Below are 9786 nucleotides of genomic sequence, written 5' to 3' on the forward strand. Positions count from 1 at the left end.
GTGGAGCGGGCGTCAGGACGCCGGAGCGGTGGTGGTGATGCCGGAGATCACGTCGAGAGCGACCTCCTTCCCGTTCACGGTGACCGTGGGTACGCTGTTCGCGTACGACACGGCCGAGGCGGTCCCGGTGACGGACTTGCCCGAGTCGGCGTCGGTGTAGCTGACCTGCTTGCCGACGAGGTTCGCTGCGGCGATGCGCATCTGGAGCGAGAAGTTCTCGTTCCCCGTCGTGGTCTGGTTGGTGATCTGCTCCATCATCGCGAGCTGCGTCTGCTGGCTGATCATCTGGTTGGTGTCCATCGGCGAGGACGGGTCCTGGTTGCGCAACTGCGTGACGAGCAGCTTCATGAAGACCTCGGAGTCCATCGTCTGGGACTTCTGGGCCGTCGAGTTGGCGGCCAGGGCCGCCGCCTGCGCGGTCGGGTCCACGCTGCCGGTGATGCCGTCGATGGGCATGGTGAGTTCCTGTTCGTGAGCCGGATCAGGCGAGGACGTCGAGTCCCGCGGTGCGGATGGAGGGCGTGTGGGCGGCGGGCTGCGTACGCGGGGTGACCCGCGCCTCCAGGCCGGGGTCGCCAGGCAGCGCACGCGCGGCCGGACGCTCGTCGCGACCCGGCGCGTCGTGCGGCTGGTTCTGCGACGACAGGTCGAGCGTGGTGCTCACACCGGTGCCGGCCGCGTCGCGTCGCAGGTCCGGCAGGACCTGGCGGACGGCCTCGCGGCCGGCGTCCGACGCGGCGAACAACTCGACGTGCATGCCGTGCGCGGTGACGTGCGCACGGACCGTGACCGGGCCGAGGCTGTCCGGCACGACCTGCACGGTGACGACGTGCTCGCCGGGCCCGGCCTGGGCGAGCGAGAACACCGGTCGCGCCAGCTGCTGGGCGAGCGGTGCCGGGGCCGGCGCGGTCGCCGCGGTGGACGCGGTGCTCGTCGTCGTCGACACCACGAAGGGCGTCTCGCCACCGCGGGTGGGCGTGACCGCCGGGAGGCCCGGATCACCCGGCGTCGACGCCTGCTGTTCCGTCCCGTGGCCGGCTCGGGAGCCGGTGCCGGCTGCCGGCGCGGCCGTGACGACCGGCACCTGGGCCGGGGTCACGGTGGCGGTGTCGCCGTCGGCGGTGCGGGTGGCGGCGGGGGCCGCGATCGCGGCAGCGGCCGTCGGGGCGGTGGTCACCGGATCGGTCGCGGCCGTGGTCGTCGAGGCAGCGGTCGTCGCGGGGATGGCGCCTGCGACGGTCGTCGCGGCAGCGGCCGGAGACGCGGTGCCAGCGGTCTTCACGGCGGCGGTCGCCGCGGCGGTGGTCGCCGTGCCCGTCGTCGCTGCGGCAGGGGTCTGCCGTGCCGCGCCCGACGCCGGTGCCTGCTGCGGGGTCGCGGTGGCGGAGGCGGTGGTCGGTGCCGGGGTCGACGGCACCGGCGTCGAGGTGTCCCCCTCCACCGACGCCGGTGTCGTCGTCGTTCCGGCGATCACCCCCGTGGCCACGACGAGATGCTGCTCGCCGGCGGGCGTCTCGGCGGGGCTGCTGGCCGACTGGTCCCCCGTGTCGCTGGCGAGGCCCGCCGGAGCGATCGGCGCGGCCACGAGTCCGGCGGCGAGCAGCGCCTGCGCGTCGACCGACGGGGAACCGGTCGCGGGCACCGACTGGTCCGACGTGGACGTGGACGGGGACGCAGACGGCGTGGTGGCGGTGCTCGGCGTCGCAGCTGACCCGTCCGCCGTGCGGCCGTCGGCGTCGTCCCGCCCGGCGGCACCGTCTCCGGGGCGTCGCTCGGTCGCGACGGCGGCGGTCAATGCGGCACCGAAGGACCCGGCGGCCGCTGGATCGGACGCCGCACTCCGGCTGGGGCCCGGTGCGGCGGGCACGGACGGCTGGGTGGCGATGGTCAGGCTCATGCGGCGCTCCCGGACTGCATCATGGACAGCAGCGCGGCGGTCTGCAGGTCGGTCGCGGAACGCGCTGCCGAGGCGGTCGGCGCGGCGACGGTCGCCGGGGCCGCCTGTGCGGGGACGATCCGGCGGATGGTCGCGATGTCGGCGTCGGAGTACCAGTTGTCGACGATCCGGACGTCCTTGCCGGGGCGCGGCGCGTGCAGCACCTTGCCGTCGCCGACGTAGATGACGACGTGGCCCTCGCCCTTGGGGATGATCAGGTCGCCGGGCTGCGCGTCCTTCAGGGAGCCGACCTCGACGCCCATCTTCGCCTGGTCCGGCACGACCCGGGGCATCGTGACCCCGAGGTCCTTGAAGACCGTCTGCACCAGGCCCGAGCAGTCCATGCCCGCGGTCGTCTCCCCGCCGAACACGTACGGGACGCCGAGGTACTTCTTCGCGTCGGCCACCACGTCGGCCCCGGTGGCACCGCTGCCGGTGGCGAGGGTGCCGGCCCCGGCGTCGACCGAGGTCGCCGGGGCACGGGTGGCCGTCGCGGTCGCTGCGGCGGTCGCACCGGCAGCGCTCGCGGCGCCGGTCGTGCCGTCGGCGGTGGCGAGGGCATCGGCGAAGGCGGACGACCCCGCGGCACCGCTGGTGGCGGAGGCGCTCGGGGCAGCCGTGGCCGTCCCGCCGCGCAGCGTGTCGATCTGGGACCGGATCTCCGAGATCCGGGAGAGCACCGCTTCGACGCTCATCGGGCACCACCTTCCGTGCGGCGTCGTGCCGCGATCTCGTCGAGGGCGTTCTGTTCCGTCCGGAGTTCCTCGGCCGCCTGCTGCTCGGTGTGCTTGCCCTCGAGCTTCTCGAGGCCGACGGCGGCGCGACGGGCAGCGGTGTAGTCCAGCTGCGCCCGGTCGGCGTCGGCACGGCGGTTCTGCACTACGGCGTCGAGCTCCTCGAGCATCCCGCGGGTCGCGGCACGTGCTGCGGCGACGGCGCTCAGGGTGGCGGCGTCCTGGATCGGCTGGGCGTCCTCACTGTCCGCGAGGCTCCGGCGTGCGGCGATCCGGGCGTCGGCCGCGTCCCGGACGCGCTCGTTCGCGGTGGCCAGCGTGGCGGCGGCACGGTCCTGTTCGGTGTGGCGCAGGCGCAGGAGTCCGGCGAGCGGGAAACGGCGGGCCATCACGACACCCCCAGCTGCTGCACGAGGCCACCGAGGCGCTGCCAGGACGCGTCGGCGGTCGCTCGCTCGTCCATGCCCTGGCGCAGGAACGCGTCGATCGATCCCTGGTGGTCGACGGCGGCGTCGACCAGCGGGTTCGACCCGCGCTGGTACGCGCCGACGTCGAGCAGGTCCTGCGCACCGGCCCGGGCGGCCATCACCTTCCGCAGCACGGTGGCGGCGGCACGCTGCTCGAGTCGGGTGACCTTCGAGGCGACGCGGGACACCGAGCCGAGGGCGTCGACCGACGGGAAGTGCCCGGTGATCGCGAGCTTGCGGTCGAGCACGACGTGGCCGTCGAGGATACTGCGGGCCGCGTCGGCGATCGGCTCGTTGTGGTCGTCGCCGTCGACCAGCACGGTGTACATGCCGGTGATGCTGCCGACCCGGTCGGTCCCGGCGCGCTCGAGCAGTCCGGCGAGCACCGAGAACGTCGACGGGGGGTAGCCCCGAGTGGCCGGCGGCTCCCCCACCGACAGGCCGATCTCACGCTGCGCCATCGCGACGCGGGTGAGCGAGTCCATCATGAGCACGACGTCCTGGCCGGCGTCGCGGAACGACTCGGCGATGCGGGTGGCCACGAACGCGGCGCGCAGGCGCATGAGCGCTGGTTCGTCGGAGGTCGACACGACGACGATCGAGCGGGCGAGCCCCTCGGGTCCCAGGTCGTCCTCCAGGAACTCGCGCACCTCACGGCCGCGCTCCCCCACCAGGGCGATGACGTTGACGGCCGCGTCGCTCCCGCGCGCGATCATCGACAGCAGCGAGGACTTGCCCACGCCGGACCCGGCGAACAGGCCCATGCGCTGCCCGCGGCCGACGGTGGTCAGGGTGTCGAGTACGCGGACGCCGAGCTGCATCGGGGTGTCGATGCGGGTCCGGGCCATCGCGCTCGGGGTGTCGTGGTCGAGCGGTACCCAGGTGACCGGTTCGTCGCCGGGGCCCTCGAGCGGACCGCGGTCGTCGATCGGTCGGCCGAGCCCGTCGAGCACGCGGCCGAACAGACCGGATCCGGTCGGCACGAGCACCGGGCGGCCGGTCGGGCGCGCCGGGGTGCCCGCGGTCACGCCGGTCAGGCGGCCGAGCGGCATGCAGCGGACGCCCGAGGCATCGGTGGCGACGACCTCGACCGCGGTCTGTTCGCCGTCCTCGGCGCCGACCGTGACCACCTCGCCGACGCGGGCGTCGAGCCCGGCGATCGTCAGCCCCAGGCCGACGGCGCTCGTGACGACACCGACCCGCTGGGGTGCGGCCCGCAGCAGCGCCTCGTCGAGACCGCGGGGACGGAGCAGCGTGGCGGTCACCGGTCGGCTCCCGTCGCGTCGACACCCAGAGCGGTGCGGGCGCGGTCGAGCGCCGTGGCGATGCGCGCGTCGAGCATGCCGTCCGGCAGGTCGACGACGGCGTCGCCGTCGCGAAGGGCGCCGTCGGCGACGACCGGCACCGGCAGGTCGAGGCCGGCGACGCGCGCGGCGTCCGCCGGGCTCAGCCGGACGGCCACCGGGACCGTGGGGTCGGCGGACGCGAGCGCCCGCCGGACGGTGGCCTCGGCGCCGGACGCGATCCGGGCCTCCCGGCTGCCCTGTCCGTCCGGACCGTCGACGACGGTCGCGTCGTGTGCGGGCCTGGAGGCGCGGACCACGTTCCCGACGATCGCCTCGGCCAGGTCGACCGCCGCGCTCGCGACCGACGCCTCGGCGTCCGCCAGGACGGGTGCGACCGTGGAGAGCATGGCGTTCGTGGCGGCGTCGAGGACCGCGATCCGGCGTGCCGTCTCGGCCTGCAGGGCGGTGATCCGCGCGGCGTGCTCGGCCTCGAGCCGGGCGCGCAGGGCGTCGGTCTCGGCCTGCGCGGCCCGCAGGCCGGCGGTGTACCCGGCCGCGTGCCCGCGGACGTCCGCGCTCGACGCACGCTCGCGGCCGGCGGGGTCGGCGAGCACCGGGAAGGCGACGCGGTGCACGACGGTGTCAGTCAACGAGCTCGTCCTCCTCGGCCCGGTGCACCGTGACGACGCCCTGGGCCTCGAGCTCGCGCACGGAGCGGACGACCTCGGCGCGGGCTTCCTCGACCTGCGAGACGCGGACCGGGCCCATGGCCTGCAGTTCGTCGTCGAGCAGTTCGCGGTTGCGCTCGGACACGTTGGCGCGGATGGTCTCGACGACCGGTCCGGCTGCGCCCTTCATGGCGGTCGCGAGGATCTTCGAGTCGATGCCGCGCAGCACCTGCTGGATGTCGCGGGACTCGAGCTTCACGATGTCCTCGAACGTGAGCATGCGGGAGCGGATGTCCTCGGCGAGCTCCGGGTCGCGGGCCTCGAGTCCCTCGAGCACGGCCTTCTCGGTCGCGACGTCCGAGCGGTTGATGATGTCGACCAGGGGCGCGATGCCACCGACGACCTCGACGCTCTCGCGCGGCGACACGACGGCCCCGGCGCGCTGGCGCAGCACACCGGCGACGATGCCGACGGCCTCGGGGGTCGCGCTGCCCATGGTGGCGAAGGCCTGGGCGACGTCGGTGCGGACACGCTCGTCGATCCCGGCGAGCACGGCACTGGCCTGCCCGGGGCCCAGGTGGGCGAGCACGAGGGCGATCGTCTGCGGCAGCTCACCCTCGAGCAGGGAGATGACCTGGCCGGGTTCGGCGTCGTCGAGGAAGTCGAACGACTGGCCGGCGAGGTTCGAGGCCAGACGGTCCATCACGCCGGCGGCGCGCTCGGCGCCGAACGACGCCTCGAGCAGCCCGAGGGCGGTCTCCTTGCCGCCGCGCTTCTGCAGCCGGCCGCTCATCGTGATCCGGTGGAACTCCGACAGCGTCTGGTCGACGACGGTGTCCTCGACGCGGCGCATCCGGACGATCTCGGCGGAGATCTCCTCGGCCTCCATCTCGGTGAACTGCTTCATCACCTCGGCGGCGCGGTGGGTCTCCATCTGCATGAGGATGAGCGCGACCTTCTGCGCGCCGGTCAGGGCACGGTCGCTCGGACCGGAACCGCCGCCGGGGCTCGGCATCAGCGCGCTCACACCGGTGCCCGGTCGTCCAGGAGCCCGCGCAGGAGCTCGGCGGTGCGCTTCGGGTCGCGCTCGGCCAGGGCGGAGATGTCCTGACGGCGGCGCTCGGCGGTGATCTCCTCGGTCGTCAGCACCTCGGTGGGGGCGTCGCCGCCGGGCATCGCCGACAGCACGGCGGTCGGGGCGTCACCGGCACCGAGCGTCGCCCGGTCGTCCGCGCCGTCCATCGCGAGGGGCAGCTGGAACGTCTCACCGGCGAAGGCGTCGAGCTCGCCGAGGTCGACGGCCTCGCGCTCCTGCTTCCGGTTGCGACGGGCGACGAAGAACATGATCGCGATGACGGCGAGGACGATGCCGATCACGATGCCGGCGGTGCGGATCGACGACCACAGTGCTTCCTGCTGGTCGGCCTTCTGCTGCGCCTCGAGGGCCTTGGCGGCCTGGTCGGACGCGCTCGTGTCGAAGTCCATCATCGCGACCTTGACCTGGTCGCCACGGTCCTGGTCGACACCCGCGGCGGCGGACACCAGGTCGTTGATGCTCTGCAGGTTCGCGTTCTGCACGGCGTCGGCCTTGGAGTTCAGCGCGACCGAGATGGTCTGCCGGTCGAGCCCGCCCGAGGGGATCTGCGTGGTCTCGGTGGTGTGGTCGACGGCGTTGTTCTTCGTCGCCGACTCGTTCTTGTACCCGTCGTCGCCGGTGCCGCTCGTCGCGGTGCCGTTGGGGACGGCGATGTTGTCCGGGCCGAGGACCCCCGTCGCGCCGCTCCCGGCGCCGGAGCCCGCGCCGTACTCTTCGGTGGTGCTGGACTCGTTCAGTGCGACCGGGCCCGACGTGGGAGACGTGTAGCTCTCGGACGTCCGGGTGCCGGACTCCTGGTTCATCGTCCCGGAGACCACGACGGTCGCGTTGCCGACGCCGAGCGTCGTGTCGAGCAGGTCCTGGATCTTCTTGCTCGTCGCCGCGTCGTAGTCGGCGGCCTGGTCCGCGCCGCTGCCGGTCGCACCGGTGCCGACGGCGGACAGGGTCTGGCCCTTCGCGTCGACGACGGAGACGTCGGTGGGCTGCATGCCCTCGACCGAGGCGCTCGTCAGGTGCACGATGGCCTGTACCTGGTCGGTGCTCAGCTGGGTGCCGTTGTCGGTCGCGATGAACACCGACGCGGTCGGGTCCTTCTCCTCTGAGACGAACACCGACTTCTCCGGGATCGCGAGCTGCACGGTGGCGGTCTGCACGCCGTCCATCGCGCCGATGGTCTTGGCGAGCTCGCCCTCCATCGCGCGCTTGTAGGTGACGTCCTGCTGGAACTCCGAACTCGTCACGCCCATGTCGTCGAGCAGCGAGTAGCCGCCCTCGTTCGACGACGGCAGGCCGTTCGACGCCGCCTTGAGCCGCTCCGAGTACACCTGCGCCTGCGGTACGAGGATCGTCGCGCCGCCGTCGGTGAGCTGGAACGGCACGCCGTCGGTCTGCAGCTGGTCCGTGATGGAGCTCGCGTCGGCCGCGGCGAGCCCGGTGAAGAGCGGGGCGTAGGACGCCTTGCCGAGCCAGGACGCGAGGGCGATCCCGCCGAGCACGAGCGCCGCGATCGCCAGGATCGCGATGGTGCGCTGGGCGGCGGAGAAGCCCTTCACGTACGCGCTGAGGCGCGCGAAGACGTTCTTGACGGCGACGGGCATCAGGCCTGCATCCTCATGATCTCGTTGAAGGCGTCGACGCCCTTGTTGCGGACGGCGGAGACGAGCTCGAGCGTGACCTGCGCGCGGGTGGCGGCGATCGTGGCGTCGTGGATGTCGTCGAGGTTGCCGGTCACGGCCTTGAGCGCGAGGGTCTTCGAGTCGCTCTGCAGCGACTGCAGCCCGTCGACGGCGTTGCCGAGGCTCGCGGCGAACCCGCTGCCGTCGGTGCTCGCGCCGGCGGCTGCGGTCGCGTTCGTGCTGTCGCTGGACGTCCCCGACACACTCGTCAGGGCGTTCGTCATCGCGTTGGTGGTCACACCGTTCACGGCGTCGATGGGCATCAGTTCTTCCCGATCTGCAGTGCCGCCTCGTAGGCGGTCTTGGCACGGTCGACCACGGCGGCGTTCGCCTGGTAGCCGCGCTGGGCCATGATGAGGTCCGCCATCTGCGTGCCGAGGTCGATGTCGGGCATGCGGACGTAGCCCTCCTCGTTCGCGAGCGGGTTGTCCGGGTCGTAGGTCACACGGCCGGCGGCGCTGCCGAACGCTGCGCCCTTGACGTAGGCGCCGGAGACGCCGTTGCCCTCCTGCACCTCGACGTAGCGCGCCTGGAACGCGGTGTCGTCCATCGACTTCACGGTGTTCGCGTTGGCGATGTTGTCCGAGACGGCGTCGAGCCACTTCCGGTGCACGGTCAGGCCGGTGCTCGCGATGCCGATCGCGTCGAAGGTCGTCACGAGTTCGTCCGCATCGCCGCACGGACGCTGGTGAGCTCGGAGTTCATCGCCTGCGTGGCGAACTGGTACCGCAGCACGGTGTCGATGTTCGACAGCGTCTCCTCGTCGAGGTTGACGTTGTTGCCGTTCGTGTTCGTCGGCTCGAGGCTGCGCGCCATCGTCGGCGTGGTGGCACCGTCGCCGTCCACGATCGACTTCGCCAGGGCGTCCTCGAACTGGACCTTCTCGGCGTGGTAGTTCGTCGTGTTGATGTTCGCGATGTTGTTCGCGATCACCTTCTGGCGCATCGACAGACCGTCGAGTGCGCTCTGCAGCGCGACGCTCGTCACGGAATCGAACACGGAGGGTCCCCTCGTCAAGGCGCATCGTCGTGGTGACGACGTCGCCGTGCGGTGGTGGCCGATCCCTGGCCGAACTGGTGAGCGATCCGTGCTCGAGTGGCGCTATCGGAGGCCGTCGTCCGCCGCGTTAGGCGTCGCCCCGAACGGGGGGCGGGGCGCGGGTGCGGGTCGCACCCGGAACGCGACAGAGCACCCGTCGATCGACGGGTGCTCTGTCGCAGAACCGGTGCTGGGGCGCGGGTCAGGCGGAAGCGTCGAGGTACACGGAGCCGCGGGGCTCGCGCGTGGCGTCGACGGCGCGCAGGGCACCGAGGTGCTCCAGCGTCGAGCGGCGGTCCGCCTCGAGCACCGTCATGCGGTCCCGCTGCGCCGCGAGCAGCCGGGAGGCCCGTCCCACCAGGTCACGCGGCAGCGGTCCCAGCCCGGCCGGCTCCGACCACCCGGCCACGGTCGTGGAGTCGGCCGCCTGCCCGGCGGCGTCGTGCTCCAGGGACGTGAGCAGGGCCTCCCATGCGGCTCGACCGTCCGGCTGCTCAGGCGACACCGAGGGCTCCCCCGGTCGGCGCTTGCGTGGCGGGCATCGCGGGCAGCGACGCCGCCGCCTCGTGCCACGACTGACGCAGCGGCTCGAGGATCCGGATGCAGTCGCGGGTGGCCTGCACGTCGCGGTGCACGTTCGCCGTGATGAGCGACGTGGAGGCGTAGTTGTAGACGGCGAGCAGGCCCTCGCCGCCGTCCCAGACGTCGATCCGGAGGGTGCTCGAGAGCTCCCCGACGATCGCCTGAGCGTGCAGGAGCTGCTCGCGGGCTGACTCCCAGTCGGCGGCGACCTGCGCGGCCTCCGCACGGTGCAGGTCGAGCAGCAGCCGATCGTAGAGCATCGTCACGAGCTGGGCCGGCGTCGCCGACAGCACGGCCTCGTTC

General features: G+C 72.9%; 13 protein-coding genes. All 13 read right to left on the minus strand.

Features of this window, described 5'->3' with window-relative positions; translation table 11 throughout:
• Window positions 1-12 precede the first annotated feature (12 nt).
• Window positions 13-456, minus strand: coding sequence for a flagellar hook assembly protein FlgD (locus DEJ17_RS13605; protein ID WP_027465521.1), 444 nt, complete (start codon window positions 454-456; stop codon window positions 13-15).
• Window positions 457-481: 25 nt separating this feature from the next.
• Entirely contained in the window at window positions 482-1897 is a 1416-nt protein-coding gene (locus tag DEJ17_RS17845) for a flagellar hook-length control protein FliK (RefSeq protein WP_181421202.1), read from the minus strand.
• Window positions 1894-2631: a C40 family peptidase gene (locus tag DEJ17_RS13620; protein ID WP_110894712.1), complete on the minus strand. Its 738-nt coding sequence runs from the start codon at window positions 2629-2631 to the stop codon at window positions 1894-1896. Before DEJ17_RS13620 ends, DEJ17_RS17845 begins: the two co-directional genes overlap by 4 nt.
• The gene (locus DEJ17_RS13625) at window positions 2628-3059 is read right to left on the minus strand and encodes a flagellar FliJ family protein (RefSeq protein WP_110894714.1); all 432 of its coding nucleotides are present in this window, start codon (window positions 3057-3059) and stop codon (window positions 2628-2630) included. The genes DEJ17_RS13620 and DEJ17_RS13625 overlap by 4 nt, the downstream gene beginning before the upstream one ends.
• Window positions 3059-4402, minus strand: coding sequence for a FliI/YscN family ATPase (locus DEJ17_RS13630; protein WP_110894716.1), 1344 nt, complete (start codon window positions 4400-4402; stop codon window positions 3059-3061). Before DEJ17_RS13630 ends, DEJ17_RS13625 begins: the two co-directional genes overlap by 1 nt.
• Window positions 4399-5073, minus strand: a complete 675-nt coding sequence (locus DEJ17_RS13635) for a hypothetical protein (protein ID WP_110894718.1) — start codon at window positions 5071-5073, stop codon at window positions 4399-4401. The genes DEJ17_RS13630 and DEJ17_RS13635 overlap by 4 nt, the downstream gene beginning before the upstream one ends.
• Window positions 5066-6106, minus strand: coding sequence for a flagellar motor switch protein FliG (fliG, locus tag DEJ17_RS13640; RefSeq protein WP_110894736.1), 1041 nt, complete (start codon window positions 6104-6106; stop codon window positions 5066-5068). The genes DEJ17_RS13635 and fliG overlap by 8 nt, the downstream gene beginning before the upstream one ends.
• An 8-nt stretch (window positions 6107-6114) precedes the next feature.
• Window positions 6115-7785: a flagellar basal-body MS-ring/collar protein FliF gene (gene fliF, locus DEJ17_RS13645; RefSeq protein ID WP_110894720.1), complete on the minus strand. Its 1671-nt coding sequence runs from the start codon at window positions 7783-7785 to the stop codon at window positions 6115-6117.
• The gene (gene fliE, locus DEJ17_RS13650) at window positions 7785-8126 is read right to left on the minus strand and encodes a flagellar hook-basal body complex protein FliE (protein WP_110894722.1); all 342 of its coding nucleotides are present in this window, start codon (window positions 8124-8126) and stop codon (window positions 7785-7787) included. Before fliE ends, fliF begins: the two co-directional genes overlap by 1 nt.
• Window positions 8126-8521: a flagellar basal body rod protein FlgC gene (locus DEJ17_RS13655; RefSeq protein ID WP_071244596.1), complete on the minus strand. Its 396-nt coding sequence runs from the start codon at window positions 8519-8521 to the stop codon at window positions 8126-8128. Before DEJ17_RS13655 ends, fliE begins: the two co-directional genes overlap by 1 nt.
• Window positions 8518-8862, minus strand: a complete 345-nt coding sequence (locus DEJ17_RS13660; protein WP_017886135.1) for a flagellar basal body protein — start codon at window positions 8860-8862, stop codon at window positions 8518-8520. Before DEJ17_RS13660 ends, DEJ17_RS13655 begins: the two co-directional genes overlap by 4 nt.
• A gap of 241 nt (window positions 8863-9103) precedes the next feature.
• Window positions 9104-9406: a hypothetical protein gene (locus DEJ17_RS13665; protein WP_110894724.1), complete on the minus strand. Its 303-nt coding sequence runs from the start codon at window positions 9404-9406 to the stop codon at window positions 9104-9106.
• Window positions 9396-9786, minus strand: a 391-nt coding sequence (gene fliS, locus DEJ17_RS13670; protein ID WP_110894726.1) for a flagellar export chaperone FliS, incomplete at its 5' end; no start/stop codon positions are given. The genes DEJ17_RS13665 and fliS, both read right to left, overlap by 11 nt.

This window comes from Curtobacterium sp. MCSS17_011 (assembly GCF_003224275.1).
In the GTDB taxonomy this organism is placed as follows: domain Bacteria; phylum Actinomycetota; class Actinomycetes; order Actinomycetales; family Microbacteriaceae; genus Curtobacterium.

What these genes read in the sequence shown, in the direction of transcription:
- DEJ17_RS13605 (WP_027465521.1), bottom strand. Translation starts at nt 456, where the DNA reads ATGCCCATCGACGGCATCACCGGCAGCGTGGACCCGACCGCGCAGGCG.
- DEJ17_RS17845 (WP_181421202.1), bottom strand. Translation starts at nt 1,897, where the DNA reads ATGAGCCTGACCATCGCCACCCAGCCGTCCGTGCCCGCCGCACCGGGC.
- DEJ17_RS13620 (WP_110894712.1), bottom strand. Translation starts at nt 2,631, where the DNA reads ATGAGCGTCGAAGCGGTGCTCTCCCGGATCTCGGAGATCCGGTCCCAG.
- DEJ17_RS13625 (WP_110894714.1), bottom strand. Translation starts at nt 3,059, where the DNA reads ATGGCCCGCCGTTTCCCGCTCGCCGGACTCCTGCGCCTGCGCCACACC.
- fliG (WP_110894736.1), bottom strand. Translation starts at nt 6,106, where the DNA reads ATGCCGAGCCCCGGCGGCGGTTCCGGTCCGAGCGACCGTGCCCTGACC.
- fliF (WP_110894720.1), bottom strand. Translation starts at nt 7,785, where the DNA reads ATGCCCGTCGCCGTCAAGAACGTCTTCGCGCGCCTCAGCGCGTACGTG.
- fliE (WP_110894722.1), bottom strand. Translation starts at nt 8,126, where the DNA reads ATGCCCATCGACGCCGTGAACGGTGTGACCACCAACGCGATGACGAAC.